The organism is Methylocystis parvus OBBP, assembly GCF_027571405.1.
Taxonomy (GTDB): domain Bacteria; phylum Pseudomonadota; class Alphaproteobacteria; order Rhizobiales; family Beijerinckiaceae; genus Methylocystis; species Methylocystis parva.
In genome coordinates, this window is sequence record NZ_CP092968.1 from 1,186,502 (window position 1) to 1,210,240 (window position 23,739).

Sequence of the window (23,739 nt, forward strand, 5' to 3'; positions counted from 1 at the left end):
GAGCACGCTTTTCATCAGCGAGCGCGTCGCGTCCTTCGCAGACGCGTGGATAGAAACGCCGCGTGCGATGATCGCCTCCCATGTGCGGCGCTCCAACGGCGCCGAAATCTGCATTGATATTTCTATATATGCGTTCGCATCTTTACCCCGACCAGCGCGCCAACAATCCTGTCAATATTCCGTCAGGCGTCAGCCGTCTGCGCGGGCCGCGTAAGGACCTCGTCGCTGTCCGCCGTCGGGAACGCCAGTCTAAACGTCGCGCCGCCGCCGGGCGTCTCCTCGACCCAGACGCGCCCGTGGAGTTTCGTCATCAGCTCCCTTGCGATGGCGAGGCCGAGACCCGTTCCGGGCCTTGTCTCGCTCTTTCGCCAGAACGGCTCGAAAATCATCTCGCGATGAGCGGGCTCCACGCCCTCCCCGTGGTCGACGACCTCGACCGTCGCATTGGCGAGAACGCGGACGATCACCGTTCCGCCCTCGGGCTCGGCGCGCGCGGCGTTTTCGATGAGATTCGTCACGACGCTCTCAATCGCCCATTGATAGCCCTTGACGATCACCGGTCTCGCCGGGCCCTCAAAGGCGATGCGCCGGCCATGGGCGAGCGCCAGCGGCGTGTAGTCGGCCGCGACGGCGAGCGCCGTCTCGCCAAGGTCGATCTCCGGAACGGTCGGGCTCGCGCCGCGCTCCTCGACCTGCGCCAGCACCAGCAATTGCTCGAGGATCGTCTGAATGCGCTGCGCGTCGCGCTTCAGCTCCCGCTTGATCTCCGTTTCGTCAAGCTTGTCGACGCGCGTGCGCAGAATGGCGATCGGCGTGCGAAGTTCATGCGCCGAATTGGCGATGAAGCGGCGCTGCCGCGCCACGCCGTCGTCGACGCGCTGGAAGGCGGCGTTGACGGCGTTGATGAAGGGAACGACCTCCGAGGGCAGTCCCTCGACGGGAACGCGCCGGTCGAGCGAGTCGAGATCGATCTCGGAGACGGTCGCCGCGCTGGCGCGCAGCGGCTGGAGGCTTTTCCGCACGACGAACAGCGCGACGAGCGACAATGCGGCGCATAAGAGGGCGTAAGCGAGTAGATTTGGGATCGTGAGATAATAGTAGAGCGCGAAGACGAGATCGTCCCAGTGGAAGTCGGCGCCGTAGACAATGGTGCCGAAGCGCCCGATGGGCGTCTTGACCATGCGCGCCGAGCCCCGAGCCTTTCGATTTGGATCGCCGACGATGTGAAAGGTCGAGCCATAGGTCTCGATGAGCGTCATCTCGGCGCGAAAATATTCGGCGAGCGCGGCGTCCGAGCCCGGCAGGACGACGCCGGAGGTCGCGTCGAAGGCCGCATATCTGAATGACGGATTGCGTGCGATATGCGCCCGCAATGCGTCAGTCATTTCGACATAGGCTCCCTCCGGGCCCTTTCGCAGCGCGCTGATCAAGATGACGCGCGCGCGTTTGGAGGTCAGCCCTTCGAGCCGAACATAGCCGAGATCCTCAATTCCCAGCGCCGAAAGAGGAACCAGGACGGTTACAGGCACGGTGAAGAAGGCGAGCAGCGAGAAGGCGACCCAATAGACGACGAGACGCGATGAAAGCGATCGCGCTTGCCTCACGCCGGCGACTTCTCGATGAGATAGCCGATGCCGCGCAGCGTGTGGATCTCCACGCCCGCCCGACAGTCCTTCAGCCGCTGGCGCAGGCGCGAGACGGACATTTTCAGCGCGTCGAGCTGCACGCTGTCATTGAGCCCGTACATCTCGGAAACGAGCGTCGTATGGGTGACGGCGCGGCCGGCGCGGCGCACAAGCGACTCGAGCAGCAGCAATTCGCGTTTCGAGACGACGAAGGGCTTGCCGCGCACGAAAGCCTCATGCTGGTTGAGATCGAAAGAGAGATCGCCGATCGCGACCGGCGGCACGATGGATCTGTCGGCGCGCCGCAGCACCGCGCGAATGCGCGCCAGCAATTCGTCGACGTCGAAGGGCTTGGTCAGATAGTCGTCGGCTCCGGCGTCGAGCCCATTGATCTTTTCGTCGAGCGCACGCGCGGCCGTCACCAGCATCACGCGCGTGCTGGGCCGCGAAACGCGGATCGTCTGCAGAATGGAGACGCCGTCGCCGTCGGGCAGGCGCCGATCCAGCAGGAGCAGCGGATATTCATATTGCCGCAACGCCTCGGTCGCCTCCGCCAGCGTGCCGACGCAATCGGCCACATAGCCGGACCGCGTGAGCCGTTCCCCCATGACCGCAGCCAGGTCGGGCTGATCTTCGACGATTAAAATCCGCATCTGAACAGGTTCCGCATCTGGTTTCCGGTCGGCGAGAAGCGAGATTGGAGACAGGCGACGGCTCAGCTTTGACCCTGTGTTGTTTCCTTGCAACACGGCTTTCCAAACGGAGCTTCCACAAAAACGGCGGCAAAAGCGTTACGTTGCCGTTACGCGCCTCTTGGTAAAGATCAATTCGTTCATTACCGAGGATGCATCGTTGCAGCGGCTGGTTCGGCTCTTTGCGATATTCGCTTTTCTCCAGAGCTTCGCGCTGAGCGCCGCTCTGGAGACGAAGCACGCGCAAAATGCCGACGCGGCGGCGCCGGCGGCGGTCCTCGTCGCGGGCGACTGTGGAGCTCTCGGGGACGATGGCGGGGACCTCCCCCGACAATGCCGTCACGATCCATGCTGCATTCTATGCTCGTCCGGCTGTCAAGGCAAAACCGGCTTTTCAGTAGCTATTTTATCGGCGCGCGCGGAATTTGGAGCGCCAGAAATCCGGATAGGCTCCGTCGCCCGCGCCGACGGCGTTCCGGACAGACCGACCGCCATATTGGCGGGGTCCGTCTCCCAGCGCGGACCGCCGCTCAACTCCTGACCGACCGCAACCGGCCTTTCGAGCCGAATGTCGTTATATGCGCGTGTCTCGGAGCCGCGCCAGGAGATTACCATTATGCAGTCTTTTCGCAGCACCCTTTGGCGCGGCGTCTCCCTTTGCGCCTTCTCGGTAGCCGCCCTTAGCGCCACCTCCGTGGTCGCGCAGCAGAACCTTCCGGTCATCGATGTCGGCGCCGGGGCGCGTCGCGCGGCGCCGGGTCCGGCGACCCGGGCGCCCGTGGCCGGCGCGCCCGCTTCGTCCGGCCCGCGCACGCCCGCCAACGGCCAACCAGGAGCAGCGGCGGCTTCCGGCGACGCGCTGACGGCGCAGACCGGCGATCGCGCGACCGGCTATCTCGCGCAGCGAACGACTTCGCTCAAGCTGAACAAGCCCGTTCTGCAGATTCCCGTCTCGGTGCAGACGGTCACCCGTCAGACGATCGACGATCAACAGACGACCGACGTGTCCCAGGCGATCATCGGCAATGTCAGCAGCGCCTCGCCGCTGCCGATGAACTGCACGCTCTTTCAAAATCTTATGATCCGCGGCTTCCCCACCGGGACGCTGTCCATGTCGAATCTCTATCGAAACGGCCTCCTCGTGCCGAACCAGCGTTGTCCGAGCACGGCGAATCTGCAGTCGATCGAGGTGGTGAAAGGTCCCGTCGCGATGCTTTACGGGCGCATCGAGCCCGGCGGCCTCGTCGACATGATCGTGAAGCGGCCGCTCGAGACGCCCTATTATTCCTTCCAGCAGCAGGGCGGATCGTTCGGCGTCGCCAGAACGACGTTCGACGCCACTGGACCGCTCACGGCGGATAAGAACTGGCTCTATCGGGTCAACGCCGAATATTTCCACAACCCGTCCTTCATCGATTTCGTGAACGACGAACGCTGGTTCGGCTCCGCGACGCTGACCTATCATCCGATCCAGAATTTCAAGCTGAATATCGACGCGGAATATAAGGACAACGTCTATACCGACGCCAATCCCAACATTCCGGCCATCGGCTACAACGCCGCGCCGATACCGATCAGCCGCTATATCGGCGATCCGAGCATCACCGTGAACAATCCGGATCACGACATGCGCCGGTTCGTCGCCTATGACTGGAAATACGACATCAATGAGAATTGGAATGTCGTGAATCGCTTCGCATACAGCAATACGCGTTCGATCCAGTCGAGCATGTTCAATATTTGCGTGAATGCGCCGCCGATCCCCGGCGCCGCCGTGCCGCCCGGCGCCTGTCCCGCGAACAGCCCCTTTGGAACGTCGACCCTGTCGCTCAATTGGGGGCCGCTCAGCATCCGGACGATCAGCGGCAATCTCGATTTGAACGGCAAGATTCAGACCGGCCCGCTGCAGCATGTGCTGCTCTTCGGCACGGATCATGTGAGTTCCGCCAATGTCGGCGACATCTATCAGGCGAACGTCGCGCAGAACATCAACGTCTTCGCGCCGATCTATTCGCCCTTCGGCTTGTCTCGCTTCCTGATCCCGGCGAACGGCGCGGCGGTCATCCGAAAGCAGGAATGGCAGGGCTTTTATGCGCAGGACATGATTTCCGCCTTCGACGACCGCGTGCATCTGCTGCTCGGCGGACGTTACGATTCCGCCTCGGCCTTGAGCTCCGTCGGTCAGTCGACCTCCGCCATCATCAACAACGCCATGGACCGGGCCAATTTCCTCGGCGTTTCGGTGACCGATCACTTCTTCAGCCCACGGGCGGGCCTCGTGATCCAGCCGATGCCCTGGCTATCCGTCTACGGCAACTACACGCAGTCCTATGGCGTGAACAATGGCGTCACCCGGGCCAACACGCCGCTCGGCTCGCAGCAGTCGACCCAATGGGAGGGCGGCGTGAAGGCCGAATTCTTCGATGGAAGGGTGCTTGCGACTGTCGCGTATTTCGACATCAAGAAATACAATCTCGCGCAGAACTCCCCAACCGCCCCGAACGCGCTCAGGGGCTATGTCGTGGATCTCCTCAACGCCCGGAGCCAGGGCGTGGAGTTCGACCTTAATGGCAGGATCGATGAAAACTGGAGCGTGATCGCCAATTACTCGCATCTCGGCACATATGTGACCAAAGGGTCGATACTTCCCGCCAACGACCCGTTCGACATTCGCACGCAAGCGCCGGTCGTCGGCAAGCGCCTCCCTGCGGTGCCGGAAAACATGGGCAGCGTCTGGCTGAAATATGACGCCGCCGGCGTCTTCCGGGGCTTCAGCGCCGCCGGCGGCTTCAGCTATTTCGGCAATTCCTGGGTCGATCCTGCGAACACCTATCTCAATCCCGCGTACACGCTGGTGAGAAGCATGGTGTCCTATCGCTTTCCTGTGGGGCCGACGCATGTGACGGCGCAGGTGAACGTCGATAATATTCTCAACCAGAACTATTATTACGGCACATCGCTGTTCCCCGGCCGCTATGCCGGAACGGCCGGCGTCCCGCGCAATGTCATGGGTTCGCTGCGCGTAGAGTTCTGATTTCGTCAAAGCGCCGTGGGCGGAGCAGGAGCCACCCTGCTCCGCCCACGGCGCTCTTCCTTCAAACGCTGATTGTCAGTCGCGGATCCAGAAGCGGAGTAGAATGCGCTCATCTCCTTCCAGCGCGTCGCGCCCGTGCAGCATCCGCCGATTGTCGATCACCAGCAGACTGCCGGGCCGCAACGCGATTGCGACGCTCGCGGGCCCGGGAAACTCGTCCAGCGCCGCCATGAGAGGCGCGCAGGACGCAGAGAGCGACCCAGTTTCGACGAGCCACGGCGCGTAATTGAGACGCCAGCCCCTCTCCGCATCTCCGTCGAGCACCGGGAGACTGCCCGCTTCATGCATGCCGTCGATTTTGGGAAAGCGCGCTTTGGTGCGCCGCAAGGCGTCGCGCTGCGCGGCGGGCGCGGCGTCGAAGATCGGCCTCGTATCCTTCAGCCGCATCTCGCCCCCGCTCTCCTGCTGTGCGACGCAGAGCCAGGCGACGTAGCGCGCCATCGGCGAGTCCGTGTGATAGGGCAACATATCCTTACGCCTGAAATAGGACGTGGCGCCGGGCTCGACGCGGATTTCAGTCCGATGCCCGATCGGTCCGAGTTCGGCGCAGACCGCCGTGAAACGCGCGAGCGCGACCGGCGCCTCCGAGAGAAAATAGCCTTGCTTCGCGACCGTTTCGCGGACACTGTCCGGAGTCACGACGCCTGCTCCGCCACCTGCGCCGCGCGCGCCGGATCGACGGGTCCGGGCAGACAACGCACTTGTGCGAAGGCGGCCGCCAATTGCGTCGCAGGATCTTCCGTAAGGGAGACCGACCGCCAAGCAATGAATCCATCCGGACGAACAAGGAGGGCGCCGTCGTCGAAAAGGCCCGTCTTTTCGAGGAAGCGGCCTTCTTCGTCCAGCGCGTCCACCGACAGATGCGCCGCCAGAATGGGTTCGCCCTGCCCCGCAAGGCGCCGCGCCGCCTCCGCCCACGCCGCGCCGCGCGGGCCGACGAATAGCGTGTAATCCCGACCAGCGAAATCATGGCTCGACAGGAGGCGGTCGTTCTGGCGCAAAACGACATGTGCGAGGCGCGTGCCGGGCGAACCGGAAGGCGTCAGCGGGTTTTCCGTCTCCGCCCCGTCGTCGCTGGCGTCGAGCGCGATGGCGTCGGAGCGGTAGCGATAGCCCATCGCCGCGCTGAGATAATCGGCCTCATGCGCGCGCAGGCGCACATCGTCGCGCGCGGGCTGAAGTCGTTCGACATAATTGGCGAGCTGCCGCGACAAGGCGATATGAGCGACCGGCAGGCGCTCGGCCTGATAGGCGTCAAGCAGCGCCGGGCCGGCATGGCCTTTCAGCACGAAAGCCAGCTTCCAGGCGATGTCGGCCGCATCCTGCAGCGCGGTCTGGCCGCCGAGCCCGCCGACCGGCGGCATGAGATGCGCGGCGTCACCGATGAGGAAAACGCGACGATCGGCGATCCGCTTGGCGATGAGCGCGGATTTTCGCCAGAACAGAACGTCGAGAATTTTCACGTCGATAGCGCCGAGGCCGAGCGCGTCGCGCACCATGGCGGCGCAACGCGTCGCGTCATAGGCGGACGCAGGTTCGGCGTCGGGATCGATGGCGATATTGAGCTGGCCGCGCCCCGGATCGTCGCAACTCACGAAAACGCCGGAGAAGGACGGATTGCGCAAATAGCACAGCACGAATCCGCCGCCGGGGATCAGTTTCGCGGGATCAGCCTCGAACAGGATCGAGACGGAATGCGAGATGACGCCCGGTCCCTCCATCTCGATCCCGAGCGCGTCCCGCGTGACGCCATGCGCCCCGTCGGCGGCGATCATATAATCCGCGCGCACCTCATAGTCCCGGTTCGAGGCCTCGTCGCGCAATGTCGCGGTCACGCCCTCTTCGTCTTGCGCAAATGTCGTGAGCGTCGTCGAAAAGCGGATATCGGCGCCCTGCGCGCGCGCATGTTTGAAAAAGACCGGCTCGACGCGGTCCTGTCCGGCGGTGCAGATCTGCGCCGGCGAGATGCTCGGCCCGTCGAAATCGCTTTTCCTGATGAGCGTTCGCTGGCGGGGACCGGCGACGGTTTCGGCGATATAAACGTCGACCTCATTGGCGCCGGCGCGGGAGATGGCGAAGAGCTCGCTTTCCAACCCGGGAACCACCCGCAGCAGCTCCATGCTGCGACGGTTGACGCCATGCGCCTTGGGATGCCGCGACGCCGCGGCGTGACGCTCCGCCACGATGCAGGCGACGCCGCGCCATGCAAGCAACATGGCCGCCGCCAGACCGGCATAGCCGCCGCCGCGAACGAGCACTTGCGTGCGTTCGACCTGCAAGCTCATCGCCCCCTCCTTCGCCGACGCGTTTTCTCGGAACCCGCGCGTTAAATCTGAAAGGCCGTCCGCCGCACGCCCCGCGTTCCGGCGAGACGCGACGACAGCAGCATCGCGCAAACCGCCTCGGGCGCGACGAGCGCCAGATAGGCGACGGCCGGCATGTCGAGATGAAGCCCGAGCGCCGTCAAAGGCAGCGCGACGCAGGCCGCGGCGAGCGCGTCCGTCATGGCGGCGTCCGGGAAGCGGCCGGCGGCCTGAAGCGCGCCACGAAACACATTGGCGACGAAGCGGATCGGCAGGGAGATGGCGAGCGCCGCGACGAAGGTCGACCACCAGCGTCCCTCGCTGTGATAAAGCGCGGCGCCGAGACGATCGCCGCTCAATTGAAGCAACAAGGCGGCGACAAGCGCAACAGGAAGGCCCTGGCGCAGCAGTGGCCGGATGCGATCAATCGGCGCGCTGGCGAGACGAATAGCGAGAAAACGCGTCAACGCTGTGAAAGGGGTCAACGCCAGAAGAATGAGCGTCTGTCCCGCCGCGTAGCAATCGACGCGCGACAGCTCGAAACGTCCGATCCAGGGAGACGCGAACAGCGCGAAGGATGCAAGGACGAGCAATTGCGGAGAGAGAATGCGCGCGGCTTCGGACAGGGCGTCGACGACAATGGCGCGCACGACGGGCCAGGGCGGAAGCCGGGGCCGCGCCTCGTTGCGGAAACCCACCATCGCAAAACTCGCCGCCGCTCCGGCGAGGGCGGCCGCGAGGCTCGCCGCGAAGACGCCCGAAAAGCCGAAGCCGAGCGGATAGACGAAGGCGTAAGCGAGCGCCGCCTTCATCGCGATCTCGAAAAATTTCCAGCTCAGCGCCGCGCCTCCCTTGTCGAGCGCGAACAGGATGAAAAGACCGACGCCTGAGAGAATTCGAAACGGGATCGCGACGAGGTGCCAGCCTAGCGCCGCATTGGCGAAATCCGCGACTTCGGCGGCGCCCCCGACAAAGCGCAGAATGGCCGGGTATGCAAGCGCGCCGCAGGCGCTGGCCAGAAGCCCGGCGACGACGGCGACGACCCATAAATGGCCGACGATCTTGGCGCGATTTGACGGGTCGGATGTTTTGGCGACCGCCACGGAAGCGACCGCGCCGATTCCCGCCGCCAGCGCAGCGTCAAGCATCGCGATCCGGCTCAGCAAAGCGTAGCTCGCCGGCGCGCCCGTTCCCAGCCGCGCGATCAACGCAATGTCGATCTGCGCCGAGACCGGCGCGATCGACAGCGTCGCGAGCAGAGGAAAAAAGCCGCGCCAGAAGCCCGCCTGAATCATAACGGCAAACTCCGCCACCCGGGAAAGGTCGTGATTTCGGGCGCCGCGACCGTGAAATAGCCGAAAAACTCATCGCCCAGGGGAAGCGGCTCCTCCAGCTCGATCATCTCGACCTGACGCCCCGCGTCGAGACTGCGGCACTTCCAGCCGACGACGAGATTTGGGACTTCCTTGCAGCCGATCACGAGCCCCATCGCAGCGCTACGGTCGCGCACCGCCCAACGCGCGGCCGACGCGCCGATCAGCGACTGCAACAGATCCTTCGTGAGGCGGTCAGCGAACGCCGACTGCCGCAGCCAAACGTAAAGCCACAAATAATAGGACCAGGTGAAGCGAACGCCGCGCTCCCGCGCCCATTCCATGAAAGGCGAAAAGATCGACATGCCGTCCGGGCCGGACAATTCGAGAAGCTCGGGGCAGATGTCGAAGGTCGAATGCCAGTAGGCGCGCAAGCTGACGTCGATGCGCGCATAGGCGCGCGACTCCGGAGGATAATTCAGGATCAGCTTCGGCGAGGTCAGAACGTCGTATAATTCCGGATCAGTGCGCGCAAGCGAGGTTTGACTCATGTCGCTGGTCCTCTGAAGTCGTCGAGAAGATGTCCCGCAGACGCTTGAGATCGATCACGATCGACTCGTAGTCGATATTGCCGTCCCGCTCGTACGTCATCGTCGCATTCGGCTTGTCGAAGAGGTCGCGCCGCCCGCGCAGAAAATCGAGCGTCTTCTCCGACAGTTCTTCCGAATGCGAGTCGTGGATGACATACGGGGGCGTCGTCGCGCGGCTGTAGCCCGCCACATGAAAATGCGGCGTCTCGGCGATGATCTTGTCCCAGGCCTCGAGCGGCGCGCCGCAATTGAGATTGGCGCAAACCGCATTCGAGGCGTCGAAGAGCACGCTGGCGCCCGTATCCGCGATGAGGCGCTCGAAGAAGCGCGGCGCCTCCCATCCGCCTTCGAGGATAGAGGGATAATTCTCGATGAACAGGCGCTGGCCGAGCATTTCCTGCCAAAGATCGACCCGCGTGCGAACGCGATCATAATCCTTCACATAGTCGAGCTCGCCGAGATGAAACAGATTGACGCCGCGATGGGTGAAGCTGGCGCCGTGATCCGAAACGTAAAGCGGCTGCATGTCGCGAATGAGCACGCGAATTCTCTTTGCGAAATCCTCGAGCGTCTCCTGATCCGCGTCGATGAATTCCGAGAACATGATGTGGAAGCCGACCGGACAATCGAAGGCCCGCGCGAGTTCCGCCGGCGGAACGCCGATGAAATTGTCGATCAGAAATTCGCAGTAATCGATATGGCCTTCAGCCAACATGCGCCGCACCATGTCTGCGGTCTCGGTGAGGGTAAAGTTGAAGCCAATCCGCATCTCGATCCCCCGCGCGCCACATGAAGAAAGCGTGCGCCGCCGGCGACGGCGCACGCGACGGCGTTACGCCCAGCAGGCGGTGCCGCAATCCGCGCCGGCGCGGCCGTTAACGGCGAGGGCGGTGCGCTTCACGATCTTGATCGTCATCTTAGCCTCCAATTTTAATGATGAGCATCTCGCACGAAATATTTCGCGCATCACATGAATGCTCGACAAGTCATTTGTGAATTGCGAGCAGGTATATTCAAGCATATATATAATATATGAGTCAACAATAATTCCGTTATGTCTATGTTACGCTGGATCAATTTAGATTTTAGCAGATTCAGCGTGAGTTTAAGTTACTTGACGTCTTTGCAATGCTCGCATCATTGCCCGCCCATGGGTTCGAATAACGTGGCGAGCGCAGAAACTCCTCATCCGTCAGCGTCTTCAAAAAGGCGATGAGATCGCTTTTTTCCTGGGGGCTGAGGTCGATGGGAACGATCAGATCGCTCTTGTGCGGATTGACGCGGCCGTCTCCGGCGAGCGGGCCGGAAGCGACGTCGCGCCCTCCCGCCGCGTAGAGATCGACGACGTCTTCGAGAGTCGCCACGCTGCCGTCATGCATGTAGGGCCCGGTCACCGCGATATTGCGCAGGCTCGGCGCGCGGAACTTGCCCATATCGTCGAGCGCATGCGTCGACTCGAACAGGCCGCGATTGGGCGCGGGATAATCGCCCTTGCCGCTGAGATTGTACATGCCGGTATTGTGGAAGGGCGTCTCGATCTCGCGCGTGCCCGCGTGATAGAACTGGTCGTCGAAATTCACGCTGCCATGGCAGTGATGACACTCGGCCTTTTCGCCGAAGAAGAGATCCTTGCCGCGCGTCTCCTCCGGCGTCAGCGAGGCCTTTCCTTCAAGATAGAGGTCATATTTCGAGCCGGTTGAAATCACGCCCCGCTCGAAGGCGGCGATCGCCTTGATGATGTTGCCGAATGAGATCGGCTCGGCCTCGTTCGGAAAGGCGCGCGCGAAGGCGCGCCGATAGGATTCGTCGCTCTTGAAGCGCGCGACGATTTCGCCGCGATTCGCGTCGTTCACGCCCATCTCGACGGGCCCTTCTCCAAAGAGCGGGCCTTCCATCTGGCGTTCCAGCGTCACCATCGCCGGGTTCGCCCAGGTCAGCGTCGCGCGCCAGGCGGCGTTGGCGATGCTCGGCGAGTTTCGCGGCGTCTGTTCGCCCGTCGATCCGATCGCGACCTTGCGGCCGTCCGTGAAGGCGCGCTCCTGCAGATGGCATGAGGCGCAACTCTCCTTGCCATTGCCGGAAAGCCGCGTGTCGTAGAAGAGCGTTCGCCCGAGCTGAAATCGCGCCTCCGACATTGGATTGTCGGCCGGAACGCGGGGCGGCGGCAGGAAGCTCGGGAGATTCCAGCTCCATTTCTCCGCCTCCTCGCCCGCCGAGGGAACGATCTGCGCCAGAAGGGCGACGGCCGCCGCCGTCTTTCGCCAATTCCGCATTATTTGCTCTCGACTTTGAAAAGTTTCGCCGCGACATTTCCGCTCTTGGCGCCCTCTCCCGGCTGCGCGCTTTCTTTGGCGCCGAGGCCGAAGGCGTCGAAGACGGCCGCGCATTCGGGATCGGTCGGCCCGCTCATGCATCCCGTGGCGCCGCCCTTGTCGCGATTGAGATCGAACGGCGCAAGAAGGCTTTGCAGATCGAGAACGACGCGCTGCTTGACGGGATCGAAGCGCGCAAGCGTCACTGGAACGCGATTGGGAGTGGCGCAGGCCACGATCTCGCCCGTTATCGGATCGCCTTTGCACCCTGTCGATCCGAGATGGAGCATCCAGGTCGCGACGGTGATGGTGCCGTCGGCGTTGCTCTGTATCGGCTCCGGCGTCTGATCGGCCTTCTCCGGCGCGTCGGCCCGCGGCGGCGGGCTCGCGCTACCCGCGGCGGCGGCGCGCGGCGGACGCGGCGGCATTGGCGGACGCACGATCCCGCCTTCCGGCGCGACTTCGAGCTTGACGAATTTACGACCGGCCTGCCAGCTCCAGCTCATCGACTGAATGTCGAGCGGCGCCGGCGCGGTCGCGAAATTCGAATGGTTGAGCGAGACTTCTTTCCCGTCGTCTCCCTTGCCGAGGGTCGGCACGCCGATCACGAAGGAAAGGCCCTGATAGCGGCCGGCTGGAACCTGCCCCGTCAACGTGGCGTTGGCGCCCTTCGTCCCGCGACAATTGCCTGTCTTGTCGTCGAAATCGATGAGCGCGACATTGGCGTATTGCCAGTCGTTGCGCGTCAGCTCGATCGGCGTGGCCTTGCCGTTTTTGTCGATCAGCGCGGCGTCGGAGACGTAGAAGCTCGCTTCGCGGAGCTTGGCGTTCACATGGTTCGCGCCGAGGCCATGAATGTCGTGGCCGCAATCGACCGGCTGGCCGTCCGCGGCGAGCGCGAAGGAAATCTCGACGGCTTGCGGTTTCGCGGGCGCCGCTGAAACGCCGGCGGCCCCCGCAACCGTCGCCACGAAAATAATGAAGAACTCGGACCGCATCATGCTCCCTCGATTTTTCTTTCGACGCTTTCGCCGATTGTGATGCGTTGAACGCGCGGCGCGCCGAAAACCCGACGCGCCGCCGTTAATTTTTTTCCGGTCACGCGCGCGCGCAGCCGCCGTGAGACGCGCGATCGCGCAATTGGGCGAGGCCCCGCGCCAAACGCCGTTCGACCGTGCGCAGCGTGACGCCGAGATGGCGCGCGACCTGCTCCTGACTCATCTCTTCGAACCAATAGAGAAGAAAGACGCCTCGGCACGCCGGCGGCAGCTCGTCGAGCAGCGCCTTCATCTGCCCGCGCGTTATTTCCGGCTCGACGGCTGGTTCGTATCCGCAAGCATTTGCAGAGGCGAATTCATGCGCAACGTAACGCAGGCGCGTCGCCCGCCGTCGCAGCGCGTCGATTCCGGCGTTTTGCACAACGGCGAAAAGATAAGCCCTCGGATAGCGCCAGGCCGCCTCCGGCTGGCATTGAATCAACTTCAAAAACGCGTCATGCACGACGTCTTCGTCGTCGAGCGCGCCAACGCGTTTTCGCGCGTGGCCGCGCAAACATTGCGCATGATCGCGGTACAGCGCTTCGAAGAAGTCGCGCTCGGCGTTCATCGTCGCCTCCATGACGGGTGCGTTCGGCCGCGACGCCCGCGCGCGTCGTGACGTCGGGCGGCCGGTTGATATAGGAGGAAGGTCGATCCGCAGCGCGCGAGGCGCGCGTTACGACGCGTCGTAAGAGCGATGCCCGGCGAAGACGTCGGGCGGACCGCGCGCGGCGGCCAAACGGCGCGTTACAGACGCGCTCAACGCTTTGTCGAAGCGGCGCCAGTCAATGACCGTATCCAGGCGGCGCGGCGTCGGCGACGCGCTGCCGACGGCGACATAAAGCCCGCCGAAACAGGCCGCGCCTAAAACGCAGCACCCGCTTTCGTCGACATGTGCGCTGTCGGGATTGAGCGGATTCGAGAGCGAACACGCCGCCATCGAAAGCGCCGCGCCGTTCTCCGGCCGGGACTGCGCGGCCGCCAGAACAGACAAGGCGAAAAGCCAGCACGCCAAAGCGCACGCGAGGCGCGCTCTCCCGAAAAGAATTTTCAAGCAAAAGTGCATGGCGCGCGAAGGATAGGACGCATCGCCGAAATTGCAATTGGATTATGTCGCGCGCAGCGTAACGAAGCGAAGGAAATTCGTTACGATCAAAAACGATCCTGTCGCACCCTTGTCGGCAACGGCATTCTCGCCGCAATGGCGTCCTCCTGGCGGCGAGCGGCATTCCATAAAATCTTAGGCGGACCCGTCCGGCTCCTTCGAAATTCCTAATAGAGCCCTTACATCGAACGCGCCCATTTTCCGTGAGCAACTCTCGCTGAGGAGATCGCGCTCATGAGCGACGTCGTCTTTCTTGTTCTTGGCCTGCTCCTCTTCGCGCTTGTCGCTGCTTATGCCCGCGCCTGTGCGCGTCTCTAGAGGAGGTTCGTCAATGTCCGAGCCCGACATCGGCTTGATCGTCGCCGTCCTGCTTGGCGGCTATCTCGTTTACTCGCTGTTGCGTCCCGAAAAATTCTAACCGAGAGGGCCGGCTGCGCCCGGCTGACGCCATGACATTCATCGGATTGGCTCAGATCGCCATCGTACTCGTCGCCGTCGTCTTGGCGGCGATTCCGCTCGGCGGCTATGTCGCCCGCGTTTTCGCCGGCGAGCAAACCTTGCTCTCGCCCGCGCTGTCGCCGGTGGAGAACGCCTTCTACCGCTCCGCTGGCGTCGATCCGTCGCGCGAGCAAGGCTGGCAAGCCTATACCTTCGCCATGCTGGCGTTCAGCGTCGTGGGATTCGCGTCGCTCTATGCGTTGCAGCGCCTGCAGGGCGTCCTGCCGCTCAACCCGCAAGGCTTCTCCGGCGTCCCGGCCGATCTCGCCTTCAACACGTCGCTGAGCTTCGTCACAAACACCAACTGGCAGAATTACGGCGGCGAGACGACGATGAGTCATCTCACGCAAATGCTTGGCCTGACTGTGCATAATTTCGTCTCTGCGGCGACGGGTCTCGCAATGGCCTTCGCCCTTGTGCGCGGTTTCGCGCGCTCCGAATCCGCGACCGTCGGCAATTTCTGGGTTGATCTCACGCGAGCGACGCTTTACGTGCTGCTGCCGCTCTCCGTCGTCTTCGCGCTCGTCCTCGTCGCGCTCGGCGTTCCACAAACGCTCGCCGGCTCGATCGAAGCGACGACGTTGGAAGGCGTCAAGCAGATCATATCGATCGGGCCCGTCGCCAGCCAGGAAGCGATCAAGGAGCTCGGCACGAATGGCGGCGGTTTCTTCAACGCCAATTCCGCGCATCCCTTCGAGAACCCCAACGCAGCCTCCAATATGTTGGAGATTTTCGCGCTGCTCCTCGTTCCCTTTGCGTCGGTCTTCGCTTTTGGCCGGACCGTGCTCGATGCGAGACAGGGGCGGGTCATCGCGATCACCATGGGGATCGTGCTCGTCGCGGGCGTGCTGATCGCCTATTGGGCCGAAGCCGCGGGCAACCCGCTTCTAACGGATATCGGCGTCGATCCGTCGCCGGGGAATATGGAAGGAAAGGAAGTGCGTTTCGGCGTCGCGGCCAGCACGCTCTTCGCGGCGGCGACGACGGGCACGAGCACGGGCGCCGTCAACTCGACGCACGATTCCTTCACGCCGCTCGGCGGCTTTGTTCCGCTCTTCAACATGCTGCTCGGCTGCATCTCGCCGGGCGGCGACGGCGCGGGCCTTTACGGCTTCCTCGTGCTCGCCGTGATCGCGGTCTTCGTCGCCGGTTTGATGGTCGGCCGCACGCCGGAATATCTCGGCAAGAAGATCGAAACGCGGGAGATGAAGCTCGCAATGCTCGCCGTGCTGATCTATCCGCTGAGCGTGCTCGGCTTCACCGCCGCGTCGCTGATGCTGAAGACCGGGCTGGACAGCCTCGCCAACGCCGGGCCGCACGGACTTTCCGAAGTTCTCTACGCCTTCGCGTCGACCAACGCGAATAACGGCTCGGCCTTCGCAGGCCTCGCCGGCAATACGCTTTGGTACAATACGACGCTCGGCGTCGCCATGTTCGTCGGGCGCTTCTTTTTCATCGTGCCGGTTCTGGCGCTCGCCGGGTCTTTCGCGGCGAAGAAAAAGGCGCCCGCTTCCGTCGGCACATTCCCGACTCACGGACCGCTCTTCGTCGGCCTGCTGCTCGGCGTCATCCTCATCCTCTACCTGCTGCAATATTTCCCGGCGCTCGCGCTCGGCCCCATCGTCGAGCATTTCCTGATGCATGCCGGCAAAAGCTTCTAAGGAGCCGATCCATGTCCGCCAAAATCGCCGCTCCCGGCCTTTTCGACGCCGAGATCATGAAACGCGCCAGCATCGACGCCTTCGTGAAACTCGACCCGAGAAAGCTCGCGCGCAATCCGGTCATCTTCGTCACGGAAGTCGTTTCCGCCGTCGTGACGTGCTTTTTCATCCGCGATCTCCTCGCCCATAACGGCGCGGCCTTCTTCTCCGGGCAGATCGCAGCCTGGCTGTGGTTCACGGTTCTTTTCGCGAATTTCGCGGAGGCCGTCGCGGAAGGGCGCGGCAAGGCGCAAGCGGATACGCTGCGGAAGACGCGCTCCGATACACATGCAAAGCGCCTTATCGACCCGACCGGAGCGTCGGGCATGAAGGGCGTCTATCAAGGCGTTTCGGCGCTCGAACTGAAGGTTGGCGACGTCGTCCTCGTCGAGGCCGGCGATCTCATTCCCGGCGACGGCGAAGTCGTCGAAGGCTGCGCGTCGGTCAACGAATCCGCCATAACCGGCGAGTCCGCTCCCGTCATACGCGAAGCGGGCGGCGACAGATCGGCGGTGACCGGCGGCACCACGGTTCTCTCCGACTGGATCAGGGTGAAGATCACCGCCGCGCCGGGCTCCACCTTCATCGACCGGATGATCGCGCTCGTCGAAGGCGCGCAGCGGCAGAAGACGCCGAATGAGCTTGCTCTCTCCATTCTCCTCGCGGGCCTGACGATCGTCTTTCTCATCGTCTGCGTGACGCTCTGGCCCTTGGCGCTCTATTCGGGAACGACGCTGTCGATCACGGTGCTGATCGCGCTCCTCGTCTGCCTGATCCCGACGACCATTGGCGGCCTGCTCTCGGCGATCGGCATCGCCGGCATGGACCGTCTGATCCGCTTCAACGTCATCGCCACATCCGGACGCGCCGTGGAAGCCGCGGGCGACGTCGACACGCTGCTGCTCGACAAGACGGGCACCGTCACTTTCGGCAATCGCATGGCGGACGAATTCACGCCCGTCGGCGGCGTGACGGAACAGGCGCTGGCCGAAGCGGTGCTGCTCGCGTCGCTCGCCGACGAGACGCCGGAGGGGCGTTCGATCGTTTCGCTCGCGAGACGGACCTATGACGTCGCCGCGCCGGCCTTTGGATCGGAAGTGACGATCGTTCCCTTCTCCGCACATACGCGCGTCTCGGGCGTCGATCTCCCAGGCCGCTCTTTGCGAAAGGGCGCGGTGGACGCGATCGTCGGCGAAGCGTCGTCCGTCCCTGTCGATTTCGAGCGCGCCGTCGAACGCATCTCGCGCGCGGGCGGCACGCCGCTCGCCGTCGCCGAGAATGGAAGGCTGCTCGGCGTGATTCATCTCAAGGACATCATCAAGCCGGACATCAAGGCGCGCTTCGCCGCGCTTCGCGCCATGGGAATCAAGACGGTCATGGTGACGGGCGACAATCCGGTCACCGCCGCGGCCATCGCGGGCGAAGCAGGCGTCGACGATTTCATCGCGCAGGCGAAGCCCGAGGACAAGCTCGCTTATATCCGCAAGGAGCAGCAAGGCGGCCGTCTCATCGCCATGTGCGGCGACGGCACCAATGACGCGCCGGCGCTCGCCCAGGCCGATGTGGGCGTCGCCATGCAGACCGGCACGCAAGCGGCGCGCGAGGCCGGCAATATGGTCGATCTCGACAGCGACCCGACGAAGCTCATCGAGATCGTGCGGATCGGCAAGCAATTGCTGATGACGCGCGGCTCCCTGACGACCTTCTCGATCGCGAACGACGTCGCGAAATATTTCGCCATCATCCCCGCTCTGTTCGTCGTCGCCTATCCCGAACTCGACGCGCTGAATGTGATGAAGCTCGCATCGCCGCAATCGGCGATCCTGTCCGCCGTCATCTTCAACGCGCTGATCATCGTCGCGTTGATACCGCTCGCCCTCAAGGGCGTTGAATACCGGCCCGTCGGCGCGGCCGCTCTCTTGCGCCGCAACCTGCTGATCTACGGACTCGGCGGCCTCGTCATTCCCTTCATCGGGATCAAGGCCATCGATCTGATCATATCCGCGCTGCATCTCGCCTGAAGGAGGCGCAAATGCTGTCTCAATTACGTCCCGCCATCGTCATGATCCTGCTCTTCACCGCCGTCACCGGCCTTCTCTATCCGCTGGCGATCACCGCCATCGCGCAGCTCGCGCTGACGGCGCAGGCGAATGGCGGCCTCATCGAGCGCGACGGCAAAGTCGTCGGCTCCCCGCTCATCGGCCAGAACTTCGTCAGCGACCGCTATTTCCACGGGCGCCCTTCCGCCACCGTCGGACCCGATCCGGCGGATGCGGGCAAGACCGTCGATACGCCCTATAACGCCGCCAATTCCGCCGGCTCCAATCTCGGGCCGACCTCGAAGAAGCTCGTCGACCGCGTAAATGCGGCCATCGAAGCAGAGTTCGCGGCCGGACGCATCGGCATGGTCGCCGCCGACGCGGTGACGGCTTCGGCCTCGGGTCTCGACCCGGACATCTCGCCGCAATACGCTTTGGCGCAGGTTCCCGCCGTCGCTGCGGCGCGCGGCCTCGCCGAAGACGGCGTCCGCGCGCTTGTCGAGACGCATATCGACAACCGCATTCTCGGAATCATCGGCGAGCGGCGCGTAAACGTCCTGAAGCTGAACATCGCGCTCGATGCGCTGAAATAGGAGAAGCGTCTCGTTTGAGCCTGGAGGAACGCCGCCCCGACCCTGACGCCCTCCTTGCCTTAACCGGCAAGGAGGGACAGGGAAAATTGCGCGTTTTCCTTGGCGCCGCGCCGGGCGTCGGCAAGACCTATGCGATGCTCGCGCGCGCCCGCGCGGCGAAAGCCGAAGGGCTGGACATCGTCATCGGCCTCGTCGAAACTCATGGCCGCAAAGAGACCGAGGCTCTGGCCGAGGGGCTGGAAATCCTGCCGAGGCGGAAGATCGCCTATCGCGGTCGCTCGATCGAGGAATTCGACATAGACGCGGCCCTAGAGCGCAAGCCCCGGCTCATCGTCGTCGACGAACTCGCCCACACCAACGCGCCCGACAGCCGGCACCCGAAACGCTGGCAGGACGTCGAAGAGCTGCTGGACGCGGGCGTCGACGTCTGGACCGCGCTCAACATCCAGCATCTGGAAAGTCTGGCCGACGTCGTCTCGCGCATCACCGGCGTCGCGGTTCGCGAGACCGTGCCCGATCGCGTCCTGCAGAGCGCCGCCGATGTGATCCTCGTCGACATCACGCCCGACGAGCTGCTTCAGCGGTTGCAGGAGGGCAAGGTCTATGTCCCCGAGACCGCGCGGCGCGCGACGCAGAATTTCTTCACCCCGCGCAATCTGACGGCGCTGCGCGAATTGGCGCTGCGCCGCACCGCGGAGCGCGTCGACGATCAGATGGTCGCCTATCTGAGACAAGGCGCCATTGAAGGTCCCTGGGCGACGGCCGAAAGGCTGCTCGTTTGCGTCGGCGACGAGGGGTCCGAAAGCGCGATCCGCGAAGCCGCCCGTTTGGCGAGCGCCCTCAATGCCTCCTGGATCGCGGCCTATGTCGAGCGCGCAGGTCACGAAACGCAATCCGCGGAGGCCGTTCGCAAGCTGGACGACGCGCTTCATCTCGCCGAACGCCTTGGCGCGGAGACCGCGCGGCTTTCCGGCGACGATCTCGCGGGAGAAATCCTCAAATTCGCCCGTCAGGAAAACATTACGCAGATTGTCGTCGGCCGATCCCGCGCGGGCTTTCTCGGAAAGTTTTTCAGACGCTCGCTGCCGGACGAGATCGCGCGACGCGCCGCCGACATCGCCGTCCTGCTCACCGGCGCCGGCGAGGTCGCGCCGATGCCGCGCGCGTGGAAGCCGCCCAAAACCGCCAATATCTGGTTCGGTCTCGCCGCCGCGACGGGCGCCGTCGCCGCGACGGCCGGCGTCGGCGTCTTGATCGAGAACTGGCTCAACATCCCCAACATGGCGGTGATTTTTCTGTTGCCGGTGATGGTCTGCGCCATTTGGCTCGGCCTTTCCTCGGCGATCGCCGCCGCCGTCCTCTCCTTCTTCGCCTGCGATTTCTTCTTCGTCGAGCCGCGCTATGGATTGACGGTGACGGAGCCGCAGGAGTTTCTGGAACTCGTCGTCTCGCTCGCCGTCGCGACCGTCACAGGGATGCTCGCCAGCCGCATGCGGGAGCAATCGCACGCCATGCGGCGCAGGGCCGAAACGGCGCAGTCTCTCTTCGATTTTTCGCGAAAGCTTTCCGCCGCGACCAGCGAGGACGATATTTTGTGGGCGACGACGTCGCAGGTCCAGAAGGCGATGGAATCGCCATGCGTCGTTATCCTGACGCCCGAAGAAGGGGGCTTTGCAATCGCCGCGTCATGGCCGCCGCTCGATCAGCTCGACGCGGGCGAAGACGGCGCGGCTCGATGGGCGCTGGAAAAGAGCGAAGCTTCTGGCTGGCGAACGGGCACCCTGCCAAATGTGCGCTTTCAGTTCCGCCCGCTCGCAACCCCGCGAGGCGTCGTCGCGGTCTGCGGGGTGGAGCCGAAGCGGCGCGCCGAGGCTTTTTCGGGACAGGAGGAGCGCATGTTGACAGCGCTTCTCGAACAGACCGCGATCGCGATCGACAGATCCCGTCTGGTCGGCGACTCCATCAAGGCGGCGGCGCTCGAGGAGAATGAGAGGCTGCGCACGACCTTGCTGGCCTCGCTCTCGCACGATCTTCGCACGCCGCTCGCCTCCATCACCGCCGCGATCACCAGCCTCAGGCAGCTCGGCGAGAGGCTGCCGCCGGATGATCGCCGCGATCTCATGGCCTCGATCGAGGAGGAGGCGGGACGCCTGGGGCGCTTCATCGCCAATCTGCTGGACATGTCCCGCATTGAAGCCGGAGGCCTCGCCCCGCGCCGCGATCTCGTCGACGTCGCGAGCGCGATCCGCGCCGCCGTCGAGCGCATTCGGAAGACTTATCCCGCGCAGAGAACGGCGGTCAGCGTTGCGCCCGAGCTTCCCCTGATCCGCGGCGACGCCAACCTTCTCGGCCAGGTCCTTTTCAACCTGCTGGACAACGCCCACAAATATGGCGGTCCGAACGGCGCGATCGTGCATGCGCGCCCGGAGGGCGCGGAGGTTGTCATCACCGTCACCGATGAGGGTCCCGGCGTGAAACCCTCCGATCTCGACCGGATTTTCGAAAAATTCTATCGCGGCGGACGTCCGGACGGGCGGAAAGCCGGCACCGGACTCGGCCTCTCCATCTGCCGCGGGCTCGTTCAGGCGATGGGCGGCGAGATCATCGCCCAAAGCCCCGCGATCCGCCGACGCGGAACGAGAATCGTCATGCGTTTTCCAGCGGTCCACGGAACCTCCGGCGGAGCGAAGCCATGAAAGGCGCCAAGATCCTCATTGTCGACGACGAACCGCAGATCCTGCGCGTGCTGCGCCCGGCGTTGACGGCCTCCGGCTACGACGTCGTCGGCGCGGCGACGGCGACGGAAGCGCTCGGCGCGCTGCGCGACGGCATGCCGGACCTCGTCATCCTCGACCTTGGCCTTCCCGACATGGACGGGAAGGAGGCGCTGAGGAAAATGCGCGTTCTGACGAACAGGCCGATCATCGTGCTGTCGGCGCGCGACCGCGAATCCGAGAAAGTCATGGCGCTCGACCTCGGCGCCGACGATTATATCGAAAAGCCTTTCGGCATGGACGAATTGCTGGCGCGCATGCGCGCAGCCCTTCGCCATGCGAAATCGGCCGCCGAGCCCGAACGAATCAGAATTGACGGGCTCACGATCGATATCGGCAAGCGCCTCGTTCAGAAAAGAGGCGAAACGCTGAAGCTCACGCCGAAGGAATTCGACCTCCTGGTCTTCCTTGCGAGGCGCGCCGGACGACCCGTATCGCATCGCGAAATTTTGAAGGCCGTTTGGGGCCCGGCGCACGAAAATGACAGCCAATATCTGCGTGTCTTCGTCGGCCAATTGAGGGGAAAGATCGAGGACGACCCCGCGAATCCGCGCCTTTTGACGACCGAGCCCGGCGTGGGCTACCGCTGTTGCGACAATGCGTAAGCTCTTCTTTATCGTGCGCTTTGGGGGAATTTCGCCCCAGCGGCCCATGGTGCGCCGCCGGGGCTTGGCGCCATCGCTCCGATGACGAGGGGGTCAAGCGATGAGCCACAGCTAGACTATTTGACTTCGCTCAATTCGGCAATCGAATTTGATCAATATTGGTCGTCGAGGACTGGATCGTCGCAAATCAGATACTTTCACGCGGATGACTTTGCGCTATCAGAGAGGGGTTTCGCCCTTTGAGGTTGTGACGATGCTCTCTTGCAATGTCGGCGTTAGGCTTTTCGGGCGCGGTGTCCTCCGCGCGCTTTTCATCCTCCTGCTCGCCTCCCCTCTCCCCGGCGGCGCGCAAGCTGAAGTCTCGCCGCCCGCCGCCAAATTCGGTGCCTGGGACCTGCAATGCGCCTCGCCGCCCGGCGCAAAGGGTCCTGTATGCGCCTTGACGCAGACGGTTCGCTCGGAGGAGATGGCCAGCGCCAGCGTCATCGTCGCGTTCAGAAAGTCGCCCGCCATTCCCAATGGCGTGCTTCAGATCATGGCGCCGCAGAGCGTTTTTCTCCTCGAGGGCATAAAGGTCAAAATCGACCAGGACGACATCGGCGCCATCCCCTTCTTCAGATGCACCCAGATCGGCTGCGCGGCGGAGGCGCCGCTCGGCGAAGACGTCGTCAAGAAGCTCGCCAGCGGACGAAATCTGCTGATCACGATCTACATCAATCCGGGCGAGGGCCTGCGCAACATCGTGCCCCTCGAAGGCTTTAAGGACGGCTACAAGGCGCTGCAATAGCAAAGAGAGCGAAGACCTTCAAAGCCCCTGCGTTTCCCTTTCATAGCGCTTCTTGTCGGCCTCCATCACGCGCGCCAGAGCGCCGCATTTCTCCGGCTCGTCCCGGTTTTGCGCGGAGCATAATTGGTAAGCCTTCAACGACTGTTCGTAAGACCCGACGGCGTATTCCTGCTCGGCTTCTTTCTTGGCGCTTTGCGCGCTGTTGCAGCCGGTCAGTCCGATCAATCCGACGATCGCGATCAAGTGACGCATGCCTTTCCTCTTATCCTCGAGCCGATTTGAGGCGCATTTTCGAGATGACGCCGTTCGCGCCGATGGCGACGCTGACCGGGCTCATGCAGGCGTAGGGAATATTGACAACGTCTCCTGCGGCGAAAACGCGGCCGACATACCAGTGCTCGAACGTCGCGCATTTGCCGTTGTTGACGGAGACGCTTTCGATCTTCACCGCCGGCCCGGCGACGACCCGGCATGCGATCCATCGATAGCCGCTATATGTCGGAAATTCCGGCAGCACGGCCGTCGTTTCGATCAGACCGCACTCGAAGGGGGCGTAGGAGGGCGTGAGCGGCGGCGGAACGCAGGCGGCGAGCGGGAGGCCTGCTAAAAGCGCGGCGCAAAGGCGCGCGGCGCGCGCCGGCGCAAATCCTTGAAGTCGCTTCTCCATGCCGC

Annotated in this window: 22 protein-coding genes; 8 read left to right on the plus strand and 14 right to left on the minus strand. The window is 63.7% G+C overall.

The annotated features are described in order from the left end of the window. Positions 1–182: 182 nt before the first annotated feature. Both MMG94_RS05905 and MMG94_RS05910 read right to left on the minus strand, forming a co-directional pair. Positions 183–1,604, minus strand: coding sequence for a sensor histidine kinase (locus MMG94_RS05905; protein ID WP_016918159.1), 1,422 nt, complete (start codon positions 1,602–1,604; stop codon positions 183–185). Further along, complete coding sequence (locus tag MMG94_RS05910; protein WP_016918160.1) at positions 1,601–2,278, minus strand: response regulator; 678 nt, start codon at positions 2,276–2,278, stop codon at positions 1,601–1,603. The genes MMG94_RS05905 and MMG94_RS05910 overlap by 4 nt, the downstream gene beginning before the upstream one ends. Before the next feature lie 655 nt (positions 2,279–2,933). Between MMG94_RS05910 and MMG94_RS05915 the strand changes: the two genes are divergently transcribed. Next, positions 2,934–5,351 carry a TonB-dependent siderophore receptor gene (locus tag MMG94_RS05915; protein ID WP_016918162.1) on the plus strand — a complete coding sequence of 806 codons (2,418 nt, stop codon included), beginning with the start codon at positions 2,934–2,936 and terminating at the stop codon, positions 5,349–5,351. A gap of 75 nt (positions 5,352–5,426) precedes the next feature. On the opposite strand, the gene MMG94_RS05920 is transcribed toward MMG94_RS05915, so the two are convergent. The 10 genes from MMG94_RS05920 to MMG94_RS05960 all read right to left on the minus strand — a co-directional run bounded on the left by MMG94_RS05920 (position 5,427) and on the right by MMG94_RS05960 (position 13,960). Continuing rightward, positions 5,427–6,050: a TauD/TfdA family dioxygenase gene (locus MMG94_RS05920; RefSeq protein ID WP_016918163.1), complete on the minus strand. Its 624-nt coding sequence runs from the start codon at positions 6,048–6,050 to the stop codon at positions 5,427–5,429. Continuing rightward, positions 6,047–7,696: a methanobactin biosynthesis FAD monooxygenase MbnF gene (gene mbnF, locus MMG94_RS05925; RefSeq protein ID WP_016918164.1), complete on the minus strand. Its 1,650-nt coding sequence runs from the start codon at positions 7,694–7,696 to the stop codon at positions 6,047–6,049. Before mbnF ends, MMG94_RS05920 begins: the two co-directional genes overlap by 4 nt. 41 nt (positions 7,697–7,737) lie before the next feature. Continuing rightward, on the minus strand, positions 7,738–9,009 hold the full coding sequence (mbnM, locus tag MMG94_RS05930; protein WP_016918165.1) for a hypothetical protein: 1,272 nt from the start codon (positions 9,007–9,009) through the stop codon (positions 7,738–7,740). Continuing rightward, on the minus strand, positions 9,006–9,578 hold the full coding sequence (gene mbnC / locus MMG94_RS05935) for a methanobactin biosynthesis protein MbnC (RefSeq protein WP_016918166.1): 573 nt from the start codon (positions 9,576–9,578) through the stop codon (positions 9,006–9,008). Before mbnC ends, mbnM begins: the two co-directional genes overlap by 4 nt. Next, complete coding sequence (mbnB, locus tag MMG94_RS05940) at positions 9,550–10,386, minus strand: methanobactin biosynthesis protein MbnB (RefSeq protein ID WP_016918167.1); 837 nt, start codon at positions 10,384–10,386, stop codon at positions 9,550–9,552. The genes mbnC and mbnB overlap by 29 nt, the downstream gene beginning before the upstream one ends. Before the next feature lie 63 nt (positions 10,387–10,449). Further along, entirely contained in the window at positions 10,450–10,638 is a 189-nt protein-coding gene (gene mbnA, locus MMG94_RS22095) for a methanobactin (RefSeq protein ID WP_081495566.1), read from the minus strand. A 73-nt stretch (positions 10,639–10,711) separates the two neighbouring features. Continuing rightward, positions 10,712–11,890: a methanobactin export MATE transporter MbnM gene (locus MMG94_RS05945; protein ID WP_016918168.1), complete on the minus strand. Its 1,179-nt coding sequence runs from the start codon at positions 11,888–11,890 to the stop codon at positions 10,712–10,714. After that, on the minus strand, positions 11,890–12,930 hold the full coding sequence (locus MMG94_RS05950; protein ID WP_016918169.1) for an MbnP family copper-binding protein: 1,041 nt from the start codon (positions 12,928–12,930) through the stop codon (positions 11,890–11,892). Before MMG94_RS05950 ends, MMG94_RS05945 begins: the two co-directional genes overlap by 1 nt. A 97-nt stretch (positions 12,931–13,027) precedes the next feature. Next, positions 13,028–13,534: an RNA polymerase sigma factor gene (locus tag MMG94_RS05955; RefSeq protein ID WP_157212417.1), complete on the minus strand. Its 507-nt coding sequence runs from the start codon at positions 13,532–13,534 to the stop codon at positions 13,028–13,030. A gap of 108 nt (positions 13,535–13,642) precedes the next feature. Then, positions 13,643–13,960 (minus strand): hypothetical protein, encoded by a 318-nt coding sequence (locus tag MMG94_RS05960; protein ID WP_154419991.1) that lies wholly within the window; start codon positions 13,958–13,960, stop codon positions 13,643–13,645. 442 nt (positions 13,961–14,402) lie between these two features. Here MMG94_RS05960 and kdpF point away from each other — a divergent pair, with 442 nt between their 5' ends. The 7 genes from kdpF to MMG94_RS05990 all read left to right on the plus strand — a co-directional run bounded on the left by kdpF (position 14,403) and on the right by MMG94_RS05990 (position 23,067). Then, the gene (kdpF, locus tag MMG94_RS22100) at positions 14,403–14,489 is read left to right on the plus strand and encodes a K(+)-transporting ATPase subunit F (RefSeq protein ID WP_154420280.1); all 87 of its coding nucleotides are present in this window, start codon (positions 14,403–14,405) and stop codon (positions 14,487–14,489) included. A 31-nt stretch (positions 14,490–14,520) separates the two neighbouring features. After that, positions 14,521–16,230, plus strand: a complete 1,710-nt coding sequence (kdpA, locus tag MMG94_RS05965) for a potassium-transporting ATPase subunit KdpA (RefSeq protein ID WP_016918174.1) — start codon at positions 14,521–14,523, stop codon at positions 16,228–16,230. A gap of 11 nt (positions 16,231–16,241) precedes the next feature. Further along, positions 16,242–18,290: a potassium-transporting ATPase subunit KdpB gene (gene kdpB, locus MMG94_RS05970; protein ID WP_016918175.1), complete on the plus strand. Its 2,049-nt coding sequence runs from the start codon at positions 16,242–16,244 to the stop codon at positions 18,288–18,290. 11 nt (positions 18,291–18,301) lie between these two features. Continuing rightward, the gene (kdpC, locus tag MMG94_RS05975) at positions 18,302–18,901 is read left to right on the plus strand and encodes a potassium-transporting ATPase subunit KdpC (RefSeq protein ID WP_016918176.1); all 600 of its coding nucleotides are present in this window, start codon (positions 18,302–18,304) and stop codon (positions 18,899–18,901) included. Between the two features lie 14 nt (positions 18,902–18,915). Continuing rightward, a complete protein-coding gene (locus MMG94_RS05980) occupies positions 18,916–21,597 on the plus strand; it encodes a sensor histidine kinase (RefSeq protein ID WP_016918177.1) in 2,682 nt (893 codons plus the stop codon). Continuing rightward, the gene (locus MMG94_RS05985) at positions 21,594–22,280 is read left to right on the plus strand and encodes a response regulator (protein WP_016918178.1); all 687 of its coding nucleotides are present in this window, start codon (positions 21,594–21,596) and stop codon (positions 22,278–22,280) included. The genes MMG94_RS05980 and MMG94_RS05985 overlap by 4 nt, the downstream gene beginning before the upstream one ends. A 253-nt stretch (positions 22,281–22,533) precedes the next feature. Further along, positions 22,534–23,067: an invasion associated locus B family protein gene (locus tag MMG94_RS05990; protein ID WP_162129664.1), complete on the plus strand. Its 534-nt coding sequence runs from the start codon at positions 22,534–22,536 to the stop codon at positions 23,065–23,067. Positions 23,068–23,085: 18 nt separating this feature from the next. On the opposite strand, the gene MMG94_RS05995 is transcribed toward MMG94_RS05990, so the two are convergent. Together MMG94_RS05995 and MMG94_RS06000 are read right to left on the minus strand one after the other, a co-directional pair. After that, positions 23,086–23,319: a hypothetical protein gene (locus MMG94_RS05995; protein ID WP_016918180.1), complete on the minus strand. Its 234-nt coding sequence runs from the start codon at positions 23,317–23,319 to the stop codon at positions 23,086–23,088. Positions 23,320–23,329: 10 nt separating this feature from the next. Continuing rightward, positions 23,330–23,734, minus strand: a complete 405-nt coding sequence (locus MMG94_RS06000; protein ID WP_016918181.1) for a hypothetical protein — start codon at positions 23,732–23,734, stop codon at positions 23,330–23,332. Between the last annotated feature and the right edge of the window lie 5 nt (positions 23,735–23,739).

Coding starts and splice junctions, on each gene's coding strand:
- MMG94_RS05910 (WP_016918160.1), bottom strand. CDS start 2,278: ATGCGGATTTTAATCGTCGAAGATCAGCCCGACCTGGCTGCGGTCATG.
- MMG94_RS05915 (WP_016918162.1), top strand. CDS start 2,934: ATGCAGTCTTTTCGCAGCACCCTTTGGCGCGGCGTCTCCCTTTGCGCC.
- mbnF (WP_016918164.1), bottom strand. CDS start 7,696: ATGAGCTTGCAGGTCGAACGCACGCAAGTGCTCGTTCGCGGCGGCGGC.
- mbnM (WP_016918165.1), bottom strand. CDS start 9,009: ATGATTCAGGCGGGCTTCTGGCGCGGCTTTTTTCCTCTGCTCGCGACG.
- mbnC (WP_016918166.1), bottom strand. CDS start 9,578: ATGAGTCAAACCTCGCTTGCGCGCACTGATCCGGAATTATACGACGTT.
- mbnB (WP_016918167.1), bottom strand. CDS start 10,386: ATGCGGATTGGCTTCAACTTTACCCTCACCGAGACCGCAGACATGGTG.
- mbnA (WP_081495566.1), bottom strand. CDS start 10,638: ATGCTTGAATATACCTGCTCGCAATTCACAAATGACTTGTCGAGCATT.
- MMG94_RS05945 (WP_016918168.1), bottom strand. CDS start 11,890: ATGCGGAATTGGCGAAAGACGGCGGCGGCCGTCGCCCTTCTGGCGCAG.
- MMG94_RS05950 (WP_016918169.1), bottom strand. CDS start 12,930: ATGATGCGGTCCGAGTTCTTCATTATTTTCGTGGCGACGGTTGCGGGG.
- MMG94_RS05955 (WP_157212417.1), bottom strand. CDS start 13,534: ATGAACGCCGAGCGCGACTTCTTCGAAGCGCTGTACCGCGATCATGCG.
- kdpF (WP_154420280.1), top strand. CDS start 14,403: ATGTCCGAGCCCGACATCGGCTTGATCGTCGCCGTCCTGCTTGGCGGC.
- kdpA (WP_016918174.1), top strand. CDS start 14,521: ATGACATTCATCGGATTGGCTCAGATCGCCATCGTACTCGTCGCCGTC.
- kdpB (WP_016918175.1), top strand. CDS start 16,242: ATGTCCGCCAAAATCGCCGCTCCCGGCCTTTTCGACGCCGAGATCATG.
- kdpC (WP_016918176.1), top strand. CDS start 18,302: ATGCTGTCTCAATTACGTCCCGCCATCGTCATGATCCTGCTCTTCACC.
- MMG94_RS05985 (WP_016918178.1), top strand. CDS start 21,594: ATGAAAGGCGCCAAGATCCTCATTGTCGACGACGAACCGCAGATCCTG.
- MMG94_RS05990 (WP_162129664.1), top strand. CDS start 22,534: ATGCTCTCTTGCAATGTCGGCGTTAGGCTTTTCGGGCGCGGTGTCCTC.
- MMG94_RS05995 (WP_016918180.1), bottom strand. CDS start 23,319: ATGCGTCACTTGATCGCGATCGTCGGATTGATCGGACTGACCGGCTGC.
- MMG94_RS06000 (WP_016918181.1), bottom strand. CDS start 23,734: ATGGAGAAGCGACTTCAAGGATTTGCGCCGGCGCGCGCCGCGCGCCTT.